This window comes from Stutzerimonas chloritidismutans (genome assembly GCF_051486945.1).
Classification (GTDB): domain Bacteria; phylum Pseudomonadota; class Gammaproteobacteria; order Pseudomonadales; family Pseudomonadaceae; genus Stutzerimonas; species Stutzerimonas chloritidismutans_B.
The window spans coordinates 604148-621166 of record NZ_JAHVDX010000003.1; the positions used below are offsets into that span (position 1 = coordinate 604148).

General features: G+C 64.4%; 19 protein-coding genes. 8 read left to right on the forward strand and 11 right to left on the reverse strand.

From position 1 onward, the window contains the following. Nucleotides 1–9: 9 nt before the first annotated feature. The 5 genes from rbsK to KXR72_RS14725 all read left to right on the forward strand — a co-directional run bounded on the left by rbsK (nt 10) and on the right by KXR72_RS14725 (nt 2557). Nucleotides 10–918 (forward strand): ribokinase, encoded by a 909-nt coding sequence (gene rbsK / locus KXR72_RS14705; protein ID WP_437421830.1) that lies wholly within the window; start codon nt 10–12, stop codon nt 916–918. After that, nucleotides 915–1319 carry a D-ribose pyranase gene (gene rbsD / locus KXR72_RS14710; protein WP_437421831.1) on the forward strand — a complete coding sequence of 135 codons (405 nt, stop codon included), beginning with the start codon at nt 915–917 and terminating at the stop codon, nt 1317–1319. The genes rbsK and rbsD overlap by 4 nt, the downstream gene beginning before the upstream one ends. Before the next feature lie 208 nt (nt 1320–1527). Next, complete coding sequence (locus KXR72_RS14715; protein ID WP_437421832.1) at nt 1528–1902, forward strand: hypothetical protein; 375 nt, start codon at nt 1528–1530, stop codon at nt 1900–1902. Further along, nucleotides 1899–2096, forward strand: coding sequence for a helix-turn-helix transcriptional regulator (locus KXR72_RS14720; protein WP_019341454.1), 198 nt, complete (start codon nt 1899–1901; stop codon nt 2094–2096). The genes KXR72_RS14715 and KXR72_RS14720 overlap by 4 nt, the downstream gene beginning before the upstream one ends. Before the next feature lie 62 nt (nt 2097–2158). Continuing rightward, the gene (locus KXR72_RS14725; RefSeq protein ID WP_437421833.1) at nt 2159–2557 is read left to right on the forward strand and encodes a hypothetical protein; all 399 of its coding nucleotides are present in this window, start codon (nt 2159–2161) and stop codon (nt 2555–2557) included. Nucleotides 2558–2608: 51 nt separating this feature from the next. Here KXR72_RS14725 and KXR72_RS14730 read toward each other — a convergent pair whose 3' ends face one another. From KXR72_RS14730 to KXR72_RS14750, 5 genes are all read right to left on the reverse strand, one after another. Next, complete coding sequence (locus KXR72_RS14730; protein WP_437421834.1) at nt 2609–2926, reverse strand: antibiotic biosynthesis monooxygenase family protein; 318 nt, start codon at nt 2924–2926, stop codon at nt 2609–2611. Between the two features lie 39 nt (nt 2927–2965). Then, on the reverse strand, nt 2966–3532 hold the full coding sequence (locus KXR72_RS14735; RefSeq protein ID WP_437421835.1) for a DUF1993 domain-containing protein: 567 nt from the start codon (nt 3530–3532) through the stop codon (nt 2966–2968). A 101-nt stretch (nt 3533–3633) separates the two neighbouring features. Beyond that, entirely contained in the window at nt 3634–4020 is a 387-nt protein-coding gene (locus KXR72_RS14740) for an ACT domain-containing protein (protein ID WP_437421836.1), read from the reverse strand. A gap of 394 nt (nt 4021–4414) precedes the next feature. Next, the gene (locus tag KXR72_RS14745; protein ID WP_437421837.1) at nt 4415–6463 is read right to left on the reverse strand and encodes an ATP-binding protein; all 2049 of its coding nucleotides are present in this window, start codon (nt 6461–6463) and stop codon (nt 4415–4417) included. A gap of 109 nt (nt 6464–6572) precedes the next feature. Beyond that, a complete protein-coding gene (locus tag KXR72_RS14750) occupies nt 6573–6770 on the reverse strand; it encodes a DUF2934 domain-containing protein (protein ID WP_437421838.1) in 198 nt (65 codons plus the stop codon). 270 nt (nt 6771–7040) lie between these two features. Between KXR72_RS14750 and KXR72_RS14755 the strand changes: the two genes are divergently transcribed. Next, nucleotides 7041–8810: a sensor domain-containing phosphodiesterase gene (locus KXR72_RS14755; protein ID WP_437421839.1), complete on the forward strand. Its 1770-nt coding sequence runs from the start codon at nt 7041–7043 to the stop codon at nt 8808–8810. A gap of 38 nt (nt 8811–8848) precedes the next feature. Here KXR72_RS14755 and KXR72_RS14760 read toward each other — a convergent pair whose 3' ends face one another. The 4 genes from KXR72_RS14760 to pbpG form a co-directional block, all read right to left on the reverse strand. Continuing rightward, on the reverse strand, nt 8849–10156 hold the full coding sequence (locus KXR72_RS14760) for a diguanylate cyclase domain-containing protein (protein WP_437421840.1): 1308 nt from the start codon (nt 10154–10156) through the stop codon (nt 8849–8851). A gap of 143 nt (nt 10157–10299) precedes the next feature. Beyond that, complete coding sequence (locus KXR72_RS14765) at nt 10300–10482, reverse strand: hypothetical protein (protein WP_437421841.1); 183 nt, start codon at nt 10480–10482, stop codon at nt 10300–10302. Nucleotides 10483–10526: 44 nt separating this feature from the next. Next, entirely contained in the window at nt 10527–12596 is a 2070-nt protein-coding gene (treS, locus tag KXR72_RS14770; protein ID WP_437421842.1) for a maltose alpha-D-glucosyltransferase, read from the reverse strand. A gap of 176 nt (nt 12597–12772) precedes the next feature. Continuing rightward, nucleotides 12773–13717 (reverse strand): D-alanyl-D-alanine endopeptidase, encoded by a 945-nt coding sequence (gene pbpG / locus KXR72_RS14775; RefSeq protein WP_437421843.1) that lies wholly within the window; start codon nt 13715–13717, stop codon nt 12773–12775. 460 nt (nt 13718–14177) lie between these two features. Between pbpG and KXR72_RS14780 the strand changes: the two genes are divergently transcribed. Beyond that, nucleotides 14178–14489 carry a DUF883 family protein gene (locus KXR72_RS14780; RefSeq protein WP_437421844.1) on the forward strand — a complete coding sequence of 104 codons (312 nt, stop codon included), beginning with the start codon at nt 14178–14180 and terminating at the stop codon, nt 14487–14489. A gap of 15 nt (nt 14490–14504) precedes the next feature. After that, the gene (locus tag KXR72_RS14785) at nt 14505–15116 is read left to right on the forward strand and encodes an NAD(P)-dependent oxidoreductase (RefSeq protein ID WP_437421845.1); all 612 of its coding nucleotides are present in this window, start codon (nt 14505–14507) and stop codon (nt 15114–15116) included. A gap of 6 nt (nt 15117–15122) precedes the next feature. On the opposite strand, the gene aroE is transcribed toward KXR72_RS14785, so the two are convergent. Together aroE and hemF are read right to left on the reverse strand one after the other, a co-directional pair. Next, complete coding sequence (gene aroE / locus KXR72_RS14790) at nt 15123–15944, reverse strand: shikimate dehydrogenase (protein ID WP_437421846.1); 822 nt, start codon at nt 15942–15944, stop codon at nt 15123–15125. 62 nt (nt 15945–16006) lie between these two features. After that, nucleotides 16007–16930, reverse strand: a complete 924-nt coding sequence (gene hemF, locus KXR72_RS14795) for an oxygen-dependent coproporphyrinogen oxidase (protein ID WP_437421847.1) — start codon at nt 16928–16930, stop codon at nt 16007–16009. Nucleotides 16931–17019: the final 89 nt, after the last annotated feature.

Consider the following 17019-nt stretch of genomic DNA (forward strand, 5'->3'; position numbering starts at 1 on the left):
ACACCTGCAATGCAAGCGAACGTAGTGGTGATGGGCAGCCTGAACATGGACCTGATCGTGCGTGCGCCGCGGCTGCCGATCGGCGGCGAAACCCTGGCCGGGCACGGGTTTTCCACGGCGCCGGGCGGCAAAGGTGCCAACCAGGCGGTAGCCGCGGCACGCCTGGGCGCTTGCGTGGCGATGATCGGCTGCGTCGGCGACGACACTTATGGCAGCGAGCTACGCAGTGGCTTGCTGGCCGAGGGTATCGACTGCAGCGCGGTCGATGTTGCTGCCGGGGTGCCCAGCGGTATCGCCTCGATCCTGGTCGATGACGCCGGCCAGAACGCCATCGTCATCGTCGCCGGCGGCAATGGCGAGATGACGCCCGCGCGCATCGCCCGCCACGAGGGCCTGCTGGCGGCGGCCGATGTGGTGATTGCGCAACTGGAAGTGCCGGCGGCCACCGTCGAGGCCACCTTGTCCCGCGCCCGCGCGCTGGGGCGCACGGTCATCCTGAACCCCGCTCCCGCTGTCGGCCCTTTGCCGGCGCACTGGTACGCGCTGGTGGATTATTTGATTCCTAACGAAAGCGAGGCCGCGCTGCTAACCGGCCTGCCTGTCGACGCCCCCGAGACGGCCCTTCGCGCCGCACGGCGATTGCTCGAGGCAGGCGCCCCGCGCGTGCTGATTACCCTCGGCCGCCAGGGCGTGTTGTATGCCGACCCCACCCGCCACCTCCACGTGCCCGTCGCGCCGGTGGTAGCCGTCGACACCACCGCCGCTGGCGACACCTTCGTGGGCGGCTTCGCTGCGGGCCTGGCGGAAGGCATGGGCCTTGAAGGCGCCATCGCCCTTGGCCAGCAAGCCGCCGCGCTCGCCGTCACCCGGCCGGGCGCTCAACCCTCGATTCCCCATCGCCACGAGTTGCCCACATGAAAAAGACGCCACTGCTCAATGCCGAACTGTCTGCCGCCATCGCCCGGCTCGGGCATGGCGACGTTATCGTCATTGGTGATGCCGGCATGCCGATCCCGCCCGGTACGCCATGCATCGACCTGGCACTCACCGCCGGCGTACCGGATTTCGTGACCACGCTGGAGGTGGTGCTGAGCGAAATGCAGGTACAGAGCCATCTGCTGGCGCGCGAGACCCTGGAGGTGTCACCCCTGGCCCTGGAAGCCATTGAGGCGCTGACCGCCAAGGGTGAGTTGGGTGAGCGGCAAGTTGTCAGCCATAACGACCTCAAGGCCGCATGCCGCACCGCGCGCGTGCAGATCCGCACCGGTGAGTGCCGCCCCTACAGCAATATCGCGCTGATTGCTGGCGTAACGTTCTGAGGCGGTTAGCCCGCACCATGGCCCTGAGTAAGTCCCCAGGTTGGGCACCGGGTAGGTTGCATCCTGTCGCCTGAGTGACGCACAGGCCTCAAGCCCATCCATTCAGCGGCTCCCGTGCAGTGAGACGCGGCCTTATGTAAAGCGAACTTGACTCGTCAATTAATGCGGCCTTACTGTAAAGCTCACTTTCCATACGGAGCCGGGCAGCATGGCGCATCAGCGTTTTCTTATTCAGTTTTCTTTCGCGATGGGTGCCTATGTGGTCGCCGTCGTGATCAGCAGCCTGCTGCTCGCCAACGTCCACGGCGCCGTGTTGCGCACCCTCTCCGCTCTGCTGCCGATCCTGCCGATGCTTGCGGTCGCGACCGTCGTGATCCGCCAAATCCGCCACCTCGACGAGCTTGCGCGATTGATTCATCTGGAGGGCTTGGCGGTTGCATTCGTTGGCACCGCGTTGATCACCTTCAGCTATGGCTTCCTCGAAACCGCCGGCTTCCCGCGGCTGTCCATGTTCGCGGTCTGGAGCCTGATGGGCCCGCTGTGGGCAATTGGCAGCTTCTTCGCCTGGAGGCGCTACCGGTGATCAATCACGTGCGCGAGCGGCGCACCGAGCGCGGCTGGTCGCAGGCCGACCTGGGCGCGAAGCTGGGCGTCTCGCGGCAAACCGTCAACGCCATCGAAACCGGCCGCTACGATCCCAGCCTGCCGCTGGCCTTCAAGATTGCGCGGTTGTTCGAAGCGCGTATCGAGGAGCTGTTCGAAGGGCCGGATACGTGATCGAGCCTCGCCATCTGGCGCGCCCGCCATCAGCCTGCCGAAACGTTGCTCGGCAGAAATCTATGCTCGTTGGCTGCAGTTTGCTCACGGCGCTCGCCCTGCTCGTTGGCTGGAGCGTGATTGATGCGCTGAACGCGCCGCCGTCGATTTCGCAAATCAGCCCGGGGGGTGGTTACTTGATCGAAAGCGTGCCGGTACAGGGCTTACTGGCCCCTGGCGGTGGCCTGTCCTATCTGCGCATCGTCGACCGTGCGGATGGGTCGAAGGTCTTTCGTAGCCCGCTCTTCGCCACGCGCTCTGTAGACATGCGGGCAAGCGAGGACAGCCAAAGCCTGGGCGTGACCTGGATTGCCTTCGACAAGCGCACCCAAGGCTTTACGCTGAGCATCCCTCAATGGCGCTCGGACTGGCGCAACATCTTTTTCAGCAATACGCCCTACGAGGTCGTGCCGAATGGCTGAGCCACAAAGAGAGCGGAGGGGGCGGATAAATAAATCGGCCTCTCCTTTTTCCTATACCCCGTAGTCGCGCTCGACCCAGGCGATCCGAACCTTAAACGTCGAGTACCAGCGCTCGCGGCCTAGCCGTTGCGCTTCCAGATGCTCGGCTTGCTGCTTCCAGCGCCGGATCGCCTCCAGGCTCGCCCAGTACGAAACCGTGATCCCCACACCATCGCGGGCCGACTCAACGCCGAGAAAGCCCGGCTGCATCGCAGCCAACTCCAGCATTCGCCCGGCCATCGCGCCGTAGCCCTGATCGCCCTCGGCCCTGAGCGAGGTGAATATCACGGCGTAGTACGGCGGTTCGGGTGTCTGGGCAATCTGAGTCATGGTCGCCTCGGGGAGTGGCGTTCGGTCGGGATAGGTTCATTAACCCTTTGGAATCGTTTCCGGACGCACAAGAGGCAGCATGTGCGCCACGTAATCCGCCTTGCCGAGATTGATGCCTTCCTTACGCAAGATCGAATAGGCGGTCATGACGTGGAAATAGAACTGACCCAGCGTCCAGTCACGGGCGTATTGGTCGGCGGTCAGATCCAGGACCATCCCGTTCGGGAGCTCATGGGCGATGGGCTTATCCCCTGCTACATCGAGCGCATCGACGGCGAGGCCGTCGAGCAACGCGACCGTCTCATCGATACGGGCATAGGCCTCAGCGAGCGATCCGGGGCTTTTGACAGCCTGCCGCCCCTCGTTCAATAGCTCGTTGATAGCCGGCGGGAACGCCTCGCCCCGCAACCGGCACATGGCCTCTCGCGCCTGCACACAAGCAAAGCGAACCTGAGTCGACAGCGGATACATGTCGGGCGCCAACCGTGCGGATAACAGGGCTTGTGCTTCGGCTTCCGGCAGCTGCGCCTGCGCTTTCCTCAGCCAGCCGGCGAGCGTCTTGAGCATCTGCGTGTAGGTTGGGACCAGGAGTGACGTTAGCTGCATGGATTCTTACCTTGGGATTGAAGACTGATTTATGCCGAACAAAGTGACGGGGTTGTAGCTAGGCGAGCTTCGGGCAGGCAAACCACTCTGCCCTCTCACCTTCATTCTCCCAAGAGCCGGTGTCCGGCTTCTTTCAAAGCCTCTACCGCTTTATCCAGATTCTCTAACTTGACCAATATGTAGTCCGTATCGAACGTGCTCATCGCGAAGATGCCGACGCCAGCAGCCGCGAGCGGGTCAAGAAAGGACGCCAGAATTCCAGTTTGATCAAAGGCAAACGGGCCCTGCACCTTGATCGCACGCCAAGGCCCATCCACTCGGGTGGTTCCGGTTGCGACACCCTCAGCGCAGACAACGGAAAGTTCATCGCCCGTCCGAGTGATCGAAAAGAACTCAGGTGACGCCAACACCGCGCTCGGCAGGTCAGCATTTGGCTCTAAACGTGCGATCACGAAACTTTGCGGGAGCAAAGAAAACGACTGTTTCATGACATGTGACCTTGTAATTAAGCGAACGGGGCGCTGAAGGAAGAGCGTAGGTGGCTTTGAATGAACGCTCTATCTTCCAGCGGAGAGCGTGATAAATAGATCTGTCCCCCTTATTCCCGCCGGCATCATGGCCAGAGAGCAGTTCGGTGGCGAAGACAGGGAAAAGCGCGCCATCTGTACCTTCCGTGGTAGTGGTCGATGCCCGCGCTGGGGCTGGGCCGGTGGGCAAGTGTGATGCTGCGTGCATGCTTCACGAGTGCGCCACGTTACCGCCGAGCGTCTGAGCCGGTAAAGCGGTGCGGCAGATTAATCCTTTCTTTTCGTGCGGCTACCCGATGTGCGGTTCGGCTTTGCGCGGTGTTGCCGAGGCGGTCGGCGGCAGAGGAACAGCCATTCAGCGGCCGGTTTGGGCGCCCAGCATTTCTCCCACTTTTGTCGCAAACGCATCGATGGCGAACGGCTTGGCGATCAACGCCATGTCGGTGTCGAGGAATTCGCTGGAGGTGGCGCTTTCAGCGTAGCCGGTGGCGAAGAGGATCTTCAGGCCGGGGCGTTGCAGGCGGGCGAATTCGGCGAGTTGACGGCCGTTCATGCCGGGCAGGCCGACGTCGGAAATGAGCAGGTCGATGCGTTGCGGGCTTTCGATGATGGGCAGGGCTTCGGTGGCGTCGCCGGCTTCGAGGGTCTGGTAGCCGAGGTCATCGAGCACTTCGACGACCAGCCCGCGCACGACGGGTTCGTCTTCGACGATCAGGATGGTTTCGCCGGTGCCACGGGGCGTCTGCTCGGCTTCGGCCGTGGGGCTCGCGGTGTCGCCGTGGTGGACGGGCAGGAACAGGCTGACGCTGGTGCCGCGGCCGGGCTCGGAGTCGATGTGGATATAGCCCTTGGCTTGTTTGATGTAGCCGTAGACCATCGAGAGCCCGAGCCCCGTGCCCTGGCCGATGGGTTTGGTGGTGAAGAACGGCTCGAAGGCGCGCTCGATGATTTCATCGGTCATGCCGGAGCCGGTGTCCGTCACGCTGAGCAGCACGTAGTCACCTTCGCTCAGGCCGCGGCGCTTGGGATCGGGCGTGGCGTCTTTGCTGTAGCTGCGGGTGGTGACGGTAATGCGGCCGCCGTGGGGCATGGCGTCACGCGCGTTGATGACGAGGTTGAGCAGGGCGCTTTCAAGTTGGTTGACGTCCATGCAGGCCGGTTGCAGGCCGGCACTGAGGTCGGTGACTACGGTGACGTTCTCGCCCGTGGTGCGGCGCAGCAGGTCTTCCAGCGAGGCAACCAGGCGGTTGACGTCCACCGGCTTGAGGTCGAGCGTCTGGCGGCGTGAAAACGCCAACAGCCGTTGCGTCAGTGCGGCGGCGCGCTGGGCCGAGGTGACGGCCGCGTTGATATAGCGCTCGACTTCCTGACCGTCGCCCCGGCTGTACCGCCGCTGCATGAGGTCGAGGCTGCCGATGATGCCGGTCAGCAGGTTGTTGAAATCATGGGCGATGCCGCCGGTGAGCTGGCCGACCGCTTCCATCTTCTGTGCCTGACGCAGGGCTTCTTCGGTACGGCTGCGTTCGGCGACCTCGGCGGCGACGCGTGCTTCGAGGGTTTCGTTGAGCTGGCGCATCCGCTGCTCGCTGACGCGCAGCGCTTCCTCTGCATGTTTGCGGGCGCTGATGTTGGTGCAGGCACCAGCGACGTAGGACAGGTGCCTGTCAGCATCACGAAACGCCCGTGCCTTGCACGCCAGCCATTGCTCGGGCCCGGATCGCGCCAGGCGGAATTCGACAGCGTGGTCATGACCATTCGCGTAACGCTGGAAAGCCTCGCGCACGGACTGGCGATCCTCATGATGGATCTGTTCGAAGAAGTGTTCGAAGGTGTCGGCCTGGTGGTGCAACGGCAGCCTCAGCATCTGCGCCAGGGCGCTGTCCAAATGCAGGCTGTTGTCGTCGGGATACCAATTGAAGGTGCCGGTGCCGGAGGCGAGCAGGGCGGCGCGAAAACGTTCATCGAGGTGCCCAAGCGTGCCTTGCTGGCTGAGCACCTCGGCGGTCACGTCTTCGACCTGGTGGATGATGTAGCGCAATTCGCCGTTCTCGCCCAATACAGGCACGTTGAGAGGCTTCCAGTACCGCACCTCGAAGCCGCCGCCCTGGTCGGCCGGTCGAGGGATGTCGTACTTGGTGATCGCCATGCTGTCCGCCGTGCGGGTGCACCGAACGCGTTCCAGCGAGGCGCGCAGCACGGCGGTGCCGAAGTCTTCTGGGTCGTCCGGGTTCTTGCGGAACACCTCGAAGACGGGCCGGCCGACGCTTTCCTCGCGGCGGGTATTGGTTGCGCGTAGCTGGGCGTCGCTGGCCGCCAGGATGGTGAACTCCGGGTCGGGCGCGAGCACCAGGTGCAAGTTGGGCACGGCCTGGAAAATGGCCTTGTAGTCGAGCGGTGGTGTCATGGTGAGGACGGACCCATCAAGTACGGCTAAGGTTTTCGGCGATCGAACGTCGCGCCACGGCGAGGCGCGCGCATGATCGGTGCGTCGTGCGCACGCTGCCACGTCTTCATCATTCCGAGGATTCCGAGCGGGGCATCGGAATCGCGACGCTGCTTTCTACGCTGCCCGCGGTTGCGTCGCCTTCCTTGTAGAACGGTTCGATCTCCTGACGGGCCTGGGACCAATGCTCGAACTCCTGGCCCTCGGGCCGCCCGTTGGCTTCCCACAATTCATAGGCGCGTTGGCGAATACGCTCTTCCAAAGTCATGGCGGATACCTCGTCGTTGCGGCCAGAACGGTGCGTTGGCCGGGTGCGCGGTTTTCACGCAGGTACATCAGCAGAGGCTGCGAAACGCAGGATGGTTCCAGCTGTTGGATGGAAGGCGCAGGCCTGTACGTGCGCGCTCGTCGCCAGCGCGGTCAAGGAACGAAACGGCCCGCCGATACGCAGGGATGCGCGCTCGCTTCGTTTAAGCGATGGCCGCTCCGCTGACGTCAACCGACGGCACGGTCACCGATTCGCAGGCAGTACATCCTTATGGCTGGTGCCCCCATCCCCATCAACGAAGCGCAACGGCTGCAGCAGGTGAGTGCGCTGTGCCGGCTGGATTCGACGCCGGATGCGGTGTTCGAGCAGATCGTGACGATGACGGCGGAGTACTTCGACGCGCCGATCGCCCTGATTTCCATCGTCGACGAGCAGCGCCAGTGGTTTACCGCACGGGTTGGCCTGAAGGCGCAGGAAACGCCTCGGCGGGATTCGTTCTGTGCCTATGCAATCCTGACCAACGAGCCGTTCGAGGTGCTGGACGCCACGAAGGACCCGCGTTTCAAGGACAATCCTCTGGTCACCGGTGAACCCGGCATACGGTTCTACGCCGGCATGCCGCTGGTCACGCCGGACGGCTTGGGGCTGGGCAGCCTGTGTGTGATCGACACCCAGCCGCGCGAAGCGTTGAGCGACCGTGACCTGTCCATGCTCGGCCATCTGGCGCGGCTGACCATGGCGCGCATCCTGTCACTGCGCAGCGAGAACTTCATCGATCAGCCCACCCGCCTGTTCAACCGCTCTCGGCTGGAGGAGGACGTGGCGCACGGCGCTGCGGAAGAGCCCGGGATGACGCTCGTGGTGGTCGATGTCATCGCCCCGACGCGCCTGAACGATATCGTCCGGGTGCTGGGGTACGACTTTTCCCAGGCCGTCATGCAGTGCATGAAGGCCACCCTGCAGGCGCAACTCTCGACCGGATGCGACCTGTACCGCATCAGCCCGACGCGCTTCGCTTTTCTGCTCGCACCCACGGAGCAGAGGGAGCTGCACGCGCTCAACGACCGCATCATCGGAGCGTTCGAGGCCCCGGTGGCGTGCAAGGGCATCCCGGTCAAAACGCAGGTCGGCATCGGCGTGATGCCTTTGCAGACCGGCGCACAGGAGCAGGATTGGCTGCGCCTGGCGATCACCTCGGCGGACGATGCGCGTGGCCGTGGCATCGGCTGGGCGAAATACGAGCCGCGCCTGGACGTCGCCCAGCAACGCGCGTTCAGCCTGTTGAGCGGCTTGTCCGACGCGTTGCTATGCGACGGCCAGCTACGGCTGGTCTACCAGCCGCGTATCAGCCTCGCGGACGGGCACTGCACCTCGGTCGAAGCGTTGCTGCGCTGGACCCACCCCGAACTCGGCCCGATCGGCCCGGCGGAATTCATTCCCCTGGCCGAGAAAACCGCACTGATCCGCGAACTGAGCCTGTGGGTCGCCGAGCGCGCCATCGAGCAGGGGGCGGCGTGGCGGCAGCAGGGCGCGCAGTTCAAGGTAGCGATCAACGTATCCGCCGCGGATCTGGACGGCCCTGCCTTCGCCGACCGCATCACCGGCCTGCTGGCGCGGCACGCGCTGCCCGCCGAAATGCTCGAGATCGAATTCACCGAAAGCGCGCTGATGCGCAATCCGGCCGAGGTGAGACGCCAGTTGTTGCGCCTGCGCACCTTGGGTATGGATGTGGCGATCGACGACTTCGGCACCGGCTACAGCAATTGGACGTACCTGCGCGACCTGCCGGCGACGACCCTGAAACTGGATCAGTCTTTCATTCGCCACCTGAGCGACGACGAGAAGGACCGGCGCCTGGTCCGCACGCTCATCGACCTGGCCAAGCGCCTCGATCTGCGGGTCGTAGCCGAGGGCATCGAGACGCAGCACGTGTTGGAATTGGTTGCCCAGTGGGGCTGCGAGGAAGGGCAGGGTTACCACATCGCCCGGCCGATGGAGGCCGATGTGCTGCTCGGCTGGGTGCACGGCCACACGCGCTGACCAGCCTGCTGGCCCACGTAGGGCCAGGCCGCCGACGCTTAGCCGGCGGTCACTTCGCAGATGAACTTCACTTGCGACCGGCCGGCGCGCTTGGCGGCATAGAGCGCTTCGTCGGCGCGGCGCAGCAAGGTGTGCGCCGAATCGCCGTCACGTGGGTAGAGCGCGACGCCTACCGAAGAGGTGGTGTTCAGCGCCCCACAACTCAGCGCCCAGCTGTCCTGCAGCCGTTGGCACAGCCGCTCGGCGATCTGTCGGGCCTCGGCCTGGTCGACGTCGGCCAGCACGATGACGAACTCATCCCCACCGATGCGCGCCAGCAGGTCCTGCGTGCGCAGCCCCTGTTGCAGCCGCTCGACGACTCGGCAAAGCAGCTCATCGCCAATATCGTGGCCGAGGGTATCGTTGATGCCCTTGAACCGGTCCAGATCCATATAGAGCACGGCAAAGCCACGCTGGCGTGCGGCGGGCGCGGTCAGGCGGGCGTGCAGCTGATCCATGAGGTAGCGGCGGTTGTGCACGCCGGTGAGCGGGTCCTGGTTGACCATCAGACGCATCAGCTCGTCGTGTTCCTTGCGCGCGGTGATATCGCGGCAGGCGAACACCACGCCTTCCAGCGTCTGACCGTCGCTCGCCAGCACCGTGGAGAAGCCGACCTCAAACCAGAGGTAGCGCCCTTCGAGCGTGCGCAGGCGGCCCTCGACCTTTTCCTGCTGCGCGTTACGTTCGAGCAGCAGTCGAAAGGCCCGGCTCATCGCGGCCTGCTCGTCGGGGTGCACGATGCTCATTACCGATTCGGCCGTCGCCGCGTTGGCGCGGTAGCCAAGCACGGGCTCCAACGACGGCGACACGTACTTGAGCGAGCCGTCGACATTGAACACACCGATGATGTCGCTCATGTTCTCGGCGATCAGCCGGTATTTGCGTTCGCTTTCCAGCTGAGCCTGTCGCGCCTCGATTCGCTCGGTGATGTTGCGGCTGACGATGACCAGCCGTTCACGCCGACCCTGGGCATCGAAGATGGGGGTTTTAACGACTTCCCAGGTATTGATGCGCCCGTCGCGGCCCATGAACGACTTCTCGATCATCAGCGCGCTGCCTTTGCGCCAGGCCTGCTCGTCGGTGTCCAGGTTGTAAGCGAAGGCCTCGGTGAACTGCGGGCTATGAGCCGCGAGCTCGAGATCGGTCTTGCCAACGTAGTTCACGCCGTTCAGCGCGTACGCTTCGAGGACGATCCGGTTGACGATCAGCCAGCGGCCGTCGCCGTCCTTCATGACGATGAATTCCTGAATGGCGTCGAGCAACGCCTGGACCAGCACCGGATCGGGTGACGATGTAGCAGATTCCATGACCGCTGAACCTCTCGCGGGCGAGGCGTGGAGACGCCGATGTGTAGATCATGGATATCGGCCCCGACAGGGCGAAGTTGACCGGCCGGGCAGGTCGGTTTTAGTGCATTTCGAAATAACCCGACGTGCGGCCTGCTAGGCGGTTACGCGTCCGGGTTGCGCTGCGCCTCGCTGGCCTGCACAGCCACCTTGGCCGCCTCCACGTCATCGAGCAGATAGCGCTCCTGCCCCTGCTCGTCGAGCACGCGGAAAACAACCTCCACGCCGGGCTGACGCAGGTGTTCTGGGATGTCCTGACCCATCAGCTTGGTCACGGTGACTGGCATGGCGGTTCCGTCTGGGCCCGGCCGCATGCGGCCGGGCGGTTGGCTCAGAGCACCGTAGGCGCGGCGCTGACGACACGCAGGGCGAGGCCCTCGTACGGGTCGAGGTTGAGCTCCATCTCACCGCTTTCGGTCAGGTCGCCCTCGATGCGCTCGTGAATGATGTCGACCACCGGGCCAGGGGCGATGCCGGGCAGGGTAATCGTCTCGCTGATGGGCTCGGCGCTGAAATTGAGCGCGGTGATTTGCACGCCCTTGCCAGCGGGCAGTTCATGAACCATGACCAGCAGCCCGGGCGCCTGAACATCGGGAATCATGATCTGCTTGCTGGCGGCGATGTCGTAGGCGCGGCGTACGTTGAGGATGCGCTTTAGCTGGCAGGCGAAGGAGCCCGGTTGCTGCAGCTGCTCGACCAGGCTGCCATACAGCGAGCGTGCCTTGGGCAGGCCTTCGCTGGAGGTTTCGGCTTCCGGTGCGAGGTCGGCCAGGTCATAGCCGCCACGGTGCAGCCAGCGGGTATCGCCGTCGCCCATCAGATGCTCGACTTGTTCGGCTTCCAGCGGCAGCGCGCCCACCAGATCCCAGCCGGAGAGGGCGAAGACGCCGGGCTGCATGGCATTGAACATGACCAGCAGCAGGTGCAACCGCTGGACTTGCTCGACGTCCGCTGGGGTGAGCGCGGAAAGATCACGGATGCCCAGCGCCGCGGTGATGACGCTGACGGTGGTGCAAGCCACCCCGTTGGTGACGAACTTGAGGTTGTAGGGGGCGTGTTCGCCGGTCAGCCGCTCGTACATTTCCTCGCGGATATGCTCGCGCAGGATGCCGCCGGACAGCGTCTGGCCGTGGTAGTGGTAATGGTCGTAGGCATGTAGCGTCCAGAAATGGACGAGCTCTAGCGTCAGCTCGTCGTGATTCTGCATCGCATGGATCAGCGAGGCCGGGTCGATGCCAAACGCGTGCACCTCGCGCAGCATCAGGCGCAGGAACTCGGTGTCGCCGGTCAGCAGCGCGTGGTGGTAGGCCGGGCGGGTGATGAAGTCATAGGAGAGGTCGGCACCGCCGTGAGACATGGCGGCGATGTCGTCGATGGTCAGGTTCAGCTCCTGGAAGCTGAAGCCACCGGCCTTGCGAATCGCCCCCGCGAGCAGCTGGTTACCGGTGACCGACAACGGATGGCCTTCTGACCAGGCGGTGCCCTCGGCACGGCGCTCCACCCCGAGGAAACCATTGGCATCCAGGCGCAACACCCGCGCACCCGCGACGTCGATCGCGTGCAGCGCATCGCCAATGATCAGCTGCTGCGCGGCGAAGGTCGGGTCGAGCCAGTTCAGCGAGGGCTGACCTTCCTTGAAGTAGTGCAGATAGACCCAACGACGGCGCTTGCCGTCGACACCTGTGACGATTCCGGTGGCGCTCCAGTCGGTGTCCTTGATGCCGGGTTCGAAAAAGATCACCCGCTGCAGCTGGCCGACGATGTAGTGCTTGTCCTTGAGCTGGTCGACGACGACGGGTGAGAGGTTCACCGAGTCGCGGCCCTTGGGTACGTCCGGCAGCAGCGGCCAGTCTTCCTCGTTGATCTCGACCATGTGGTAAAGGCCGGGATAGTCGCCGACGGCCATCTCGGCCAGGCGGAAGTCGGCGCCCTTGCCGGTGTGCGCCGGGACGATGTCATCGATGACGATGGCGTTATGTGCGGCGGCCATTCGGCTGAGCTGCAGCATCTCGGCCTCGGTGCCGAGGTTGGGGTCGATCTCGAAGCTGATGCGGTCGAAGTTGCCGTCGATGGTTGGCGTGTACTCGCGTCCGCGCAGCCCGCCGGAGCGCTTCATCGGCCCGTTGTGTATGCCTTGCACACCCAACTCCGACAGCGCACTCCAGAGCCGCTCGTCACCGAGCGCCTGAAGCACCGAGCCGCCTTCGGGGGTGATGATGGCAGCGGGGTAGGCTGTGAACCAGACCGAGGCGATGGCGCTTGCATCGCGCGGTCGCGCCTGCGCGTAAGGGCGCTGCCAGAGGCGCGCCTGGCCGGCGTAGAGACGCGCCCGCTCGCGGGCGGCATGGAGCATGGACTGGTTTTGCAGCCACTCGATGTAGGTGTTGTCTGGCGTGCTCATAACGGCCTTCGATTCCCCGTTGCGCTCTGGGTCAATGTAGACGTTTGAGTCGACTGCCCCGGCATCGTTGCATCGAAAACGCACTGAGCATCAGGCGACCGCACCGGACAGGGCCGGCGCGATTGAATCGCTGGGAACGACGCGGGCTTGCGTCAGGCGGCCCTACGGCCCTTCGATCAGCGCGCGCCGGCCACCGCCGCTGCTGCGTCAGCCGGCTGCCCAGCCAGTTGCCGCTGCGCCATCTTCTGTTGCTTGTAGGCCAGCGCCGCCGGGGCGACCGGAGTGACCTTGCCGGTCTCAAGCCATTTCTTCAGGCGATTGGCATCGGCCATGTGGGTGTACTTGCCGAAGGCATCCAGGACCACGAAGGCGACGTCACGACGATTCATCACGGTGCGCATCACCAGGCAATGCCCGGCAGCGTTGGTGAAACCGGTCTTGGTCAGCTGGATGTTCCAGTCCGGTTTGCGTACCAGCGCGTTGGTGTTGCGAAAACCCAGCGTGTAGTTGGGCTTGCGGAAGGCGACCGTTTTTTCGCTGGTGGTGCTGAACTGCTCGATCAGCGGGTAGGCCTTGCTGGCCTTGAGCAGCTTCACGAGATCGTTGGCACTGGAGACGTTCTGCTCCGACAGGCCGGTCGGCTCGACATAGCGGGTATGGGTCATGCCGAGCGCCTTGGCTTTGGCGTTCATAGCCTGGATGAAGGCCGAGTAGCCGCCCGGGTAGTGATGGGCGAGGCTTGCCGCGGCGCGGTTCTCGGACGACATCAATGTCAACAGCAGCATGTCACGGCGGCTGATCTCGCTGCCGATGCGTACTCGTGAGTACACATCCTGCATCTCGCGCGCGTCGCGGATGGTGACCGTCAGCGGCTGCTCGAGCGGGAGCTTGGCATCGAGCGCGACCATGGCGGTCATCAGTTTGGTCACCGAGGCGATGGGCACCACCATGTCGGGGTTGCTGGAATAGAGGATTTCGTTGGTCTTCAGGTCGACCAGCAGTGCGCTGCCGGAGGCCAGTTCCTGCTGGACAGGCGCCTTGGGTGCGGCGAAGGAAACAGGGGAGGACAAGGTACTGCCGCAGACCAGCAGCAGGCTCAGGAGGGTATGACGTAGTTTCAAGACAGACACCGATGAATTGGCCGTTAAAAAAAAGCGCCCGGGGTTCGGGCGCGCCGCGCAGTATACGTCAAGCACACCTGCCGGGAGGGCTGCAGCCCAGCTATTTCGGCGCCTGCAGGCGCCACGAATAGGGCAAGGCACATGCCTTGTGCAGGTCGCGACACGCGCCTTCCTACCCAGCACTGCGCAACTGCCCGCAGTGTAGAAGAACAATCGCCGGCTCGCCTGCGCCGCTGCCGTTCTCACTCATCGGCCATGCGGCGCTTTTCCGCACCCGACACGACGGGCGGAACCCGACGCCCGCCCTCTGGTCCGCTACTAGTGGCCTTAGCGAACGCCACCGGTATGCAGCACCGCTACTGTGCAAATTCAGCCGGGCCGAAGGCCGTCACACGCGCAAGAGCGCACCTTCGCCGCTTCGTAAGGTCCAAAACTGCACACACTTCGAGGGAGAAACGACATGTCCCGCTTCAGCCGCCGACCCACCACCCGCGACGAAATCGAAAGCGAAATCCAGAACCTGATGGCCGCGCTCGACGAGCTCAAGCACGACGCCTCGCGTGAATCACGTCATCGCTTCAATTCCCTACGCGCACGTGCCGAGTCGCTGTGGCATGACGCCGACCTGGACGGCCATCGCGAGCACCTGACCCGCCGTGGCCGCGAAGCTGGCCGTATGGCCCGTGACTGCGCCCGCGAGCATCCGCTCAGCACCCTTGCGCTCGCTGCTGGCGCGGTTGCGATGATTGGCTACCTGGTGACTCGCCGCTAATCCCGGCCGCCCGTCATGCTCAACGCCGAGACACCCAGGCTCAAATTCGCGCTTTTCGGTGCCCATTCGAGCTTGGGCAACGCCTTGCTGTGCGAGCTGCTAAGCCGTCAGCATGAAGCCGTGACGCTGGTGGACGATCTCAACTCGATGACAGTGCGCCCTGGCCTGCGCGCCAAAACCGGCGACCTGTTCGATGCCATCAGCGTGTCGCAAAGCGTGGCCGGGATGGATGCGGTGATCTGCCTTTATGACAGCCCCTCGGTGCCCTCCGCATCAGGTGAGGCGGCGGCGCATCAGCCGAAGGGGTTCTACGCGGCGGTCGATGCGCTGCTGTCGGGCATGCCCAAAGTCGGGGTGGAACGCCTGCTGCTGGTCAGCGATTTCAGCGCACACAGGGGCGGGCCAGAGGTGGATGCCGCGCTGCAGCGCATCGCGGCGCACCCGTCTCGCTGGACATTGGTCGATATACCCACCTCCGGCGAAGACCTGTCCATCGAGGATTTCGCCGAGCTCGGCGGCCTCGCGCCTGACGACCGGCGTGTCCAGCTGCGGCGCATCGCAGCCGGCATCGTCGATGAGCTGGAGAATTCCCAACATGTTCGCGAGCAGATCCGCCTGCGTCTTTGATTCGCTTTAGCGCGCAGCCAGTTGCGCGCGAAGCTGCTCCAACACTGGCCGCGTATCCGGTCGCACACCCCGCCATAGTTCGAACGCCGCGCCGGCCTGCTCGACCAGCATACCCAGGCCGTCGCGCGCGCGGGCGCCACGCTCGCTGGCCCAGCGGCAGAAGGCCGTGGGCTCGGCGCCGTACATCATGTCGTAGCACAGGCAGTCGCCCGCAGCGACCAGCCTGTCGGCCAGCGGCGGCAGCCCGCCGGCGAGGCTGGCGGAGGTGCCGTTGATGATCAGATCGAACGGGCCCACAAGCGCCTCGAAGGTGCTCGCACGCACCGGCCCAAGATCGGCGAACGCCTCGGCCAACGCCTCGGCCTTCTCCGGTGTACGGTTGGCGATGACCAGCGCTGCCGGAGCCTGCGCCAGCAAGGGCTCGAGCACGCCGCGCACCGCACCGCCTGCTCCGAGCAGCAGAATCCGTTGGTCGCGCAGCGCAATGCCCGCGTTATCCAGCAGGTCGCGGACCAGGCCGACCCCGTCGGTGTTGTCGCCGAGCAGCTGCCCGTCGTCGAGCTTCTTCAAGGTGTTCACCGCACCGGCTCGTTGAGCGCGGGCAGTCAGCTGATCGGCCAGGCGAAACGCCTGTTCCTTGAAGGGCACGGTGACGTTGGCGCCCTGGCCCTGTTGAAAGAAGGAACGGGCAAAGCCGGGGAAATCGTCCAATGGGGCCAGCAGCGGCTCGTAGCTCAGCTGATGGCCGGCCTGCTCAGCGAACAACTTATGGATCTGCGGGGACTTGCTGTGCCCGATGGGATTGCCGAATACACCGTAACGGTCCATGAGTTACCTGAATCGAATAGGGAAAAGGTCGAGGCGTGCTGGGTCTGGCGCGGCTGTCCGGCTCAAGCGGCCGGTTCAGCGCCCAGCCAGTCGCGATCCTGCAGAAAGTATTCGGTCAGACGCGCCTCGGCAGTGCCCGGTTCGGGATGCTTGTCGTAACCCCAGCTCACCAAAGGCGGCAACGACATCAGGATCGACTCCGTGCGCCCGCCCGATTGCAGGCCAAACAGCGTGCCGCGGTCGTAGACCAGGTTGTATTCGACGTAACGCCCGCGGCGCAGCGCCTGGAACTCGCGCTCACGCGTGCCGAACGGCATAGCCTTGCGCTTCTGCATGATCGGCAGGTAGGCCTCGAGGTAGGCGTCACCCACGGCGCGCATGAAGGCAAAGCAGGTGTCGAAATCCCACTCGTTGAGGTCGTCGAAGAACAGCCCGCCAACCCCGCGCGGCTCGTTGCGGTGTTTGATGTGGAAGTAGCGATCGCACCATTGCTTGTAGCGTGGGTAGACGTCGGCGCCAAAGGGCGCGCAGGCGTCGCGCGCGACCCGGTGCCAGTGCACGCAGTCTTCCTCGTTGCCGTAGTAGGGAGTCAGGTCGAAGCCGCCACCGAACCACCAGACCGGCTCTTCACCTTCCTTCTCGGCGATGAAGAAGCGCACGTTGGCATGCGACGTCGGCACGTAAGGGTTGTGCGGGTGGATCACCAGCGACACACCGAGCGCCTCGAAACCGCGGCCAGCGAGTTCCGGCCGGTGGGCGCTGGCCGACGGCGGCAGGCCGCTGCCGTGAACGTGGGAGAAGTTCACGCCGCCTTTCTCGATCACCGCGCCGTTCTCGATCACCCGGGTCCGACCGCCGCCACCGGCAGGGCGGGTCCAGGCGTCCTCGACGAAGCGGGCGCCGCCGTCCTCGGTTTCGAGATTGGCACAGATACGATCCTGCAGATCGAGCAGGTAGGCTTTGACGGCTTCGGTACGCTCGTTCACGAATTCACCTTGGCAAGTGCTTGGCGGCCGCCGGCACGGTCGCGTGGGAACAGAAGGGCGGCAAGCATAGCACCGGCCGATTGACGGAT

Bases quoted from the DNA above. Each gene is read 5' to 3' on its own strand.
- rbsK (WP_437421830.1), top strand. From the start codon at position 10: ATGCAAGCGAACGTAGTGGTGATGGGCAGCCTGAACATGGACCTGATC.
- rbsD (WP_437421831.1), top strand. From the start codon at position 915: ATGAAAAAGACGCCACTGCTCAATGCCGAACTGTCTGCCGCCATCGCC.
- KXR72_RS14715 (WP_437421832.1), top strand. From the start codon at position 1,528: ATGGCGCATCAGCGTTTTCTTATTCAGTTTTCTTTCGCGATGGGTGCC.
- KXR72_RS14725 (WP_437421833.1), top strand. From the start codon at position 2,159: ATGCTCGTTGGCTGCAGTTTGCTCACGGCGCTCGCCCTGCTCGTTGGC.
- KXR72_RS14730 (WP_437421834.1), bottom strand. From the start codon at position 2,926: ATGACTCAGATTGCCCAGACACCCGAACCGCCGTACTACGCCGTGATA.
- KXR72_RS14735 (WP_437421835.1), bottom strand. From the start codon at position 3,532: ATGCAGCTAACGTCACTCCTGGTCCCAACCTACACGCAGATGCTCAAG.
- KXR72_RS14740 (WP_437421836.1), bottom strand. From the start codon at position 4,020: ATGAAACAGTCGTTTTCTTTGCTCCCGCAAAGTTTCGTGATCGCACGT.
- KXR72_RS14745 (WP_437421837.1), bottom strand. From the start codon at position 6,463: ATGACACCACCGCTCGACTACAAGGCCATTTTCCAGGCCGTGCCCAAC.
- KXR72_RS14750 (WP_437421838.1), bottom strand. From the start codon at position 6,770: ATGACTTTGGAAGAGCGTATTCGCCAACGCGCCTATGAATTGTGGGAA.
- KXR72_RS14755 (WP_437421839.1), top strand. From the start codon at position 7,041: ATGGCTGGTGCCCCCATCCCCATCAACGAAGCGCAACGGCTGCAGCAG.
- KXR72_RS14760 (WP_437421840.1), bottom strand. From the start codon at position 10,156: ATGGAATCTGCTACATCGTCACCCGATCCGGTGCTGGTCCAGGCGTTG.
- KXR72_RS14765 (WP_437421841.1), bottom strand. From the start codon at position 10,482: ATGCCAGTCACCGTGACCAAGCTGATGGGTCAGGACATCCCAGAACAC.
- treS (WP_437421842.1), bottom strand. From the start codon at position 12,596: ATGAGCACGCCAGACAACACCTACATCGAGTGGCTGCAAAACCAGTCC.
- KXR72_RS14780 (WP_437421844.1), top strand. From the start codon at position 14,178: ATGTCCCGCTTCAGCCGCCGACCCACCACCCGCGACGAAATCGAAAGC.
- KXR72_RS14785 (WP_437421845.1), top strand. From the start codon at position 14,505: ATGCTCAACGCCGAGACACCCAGGCTCAAATTCGCGCTTTTCGGTGCC.
- aroE (WP_437421846.1), bottom strand. From the start codon at position 15,944: ATGGACCGTTACGGTGTATTCGGCAATCCCATCGGGCACAGCAAGTCC.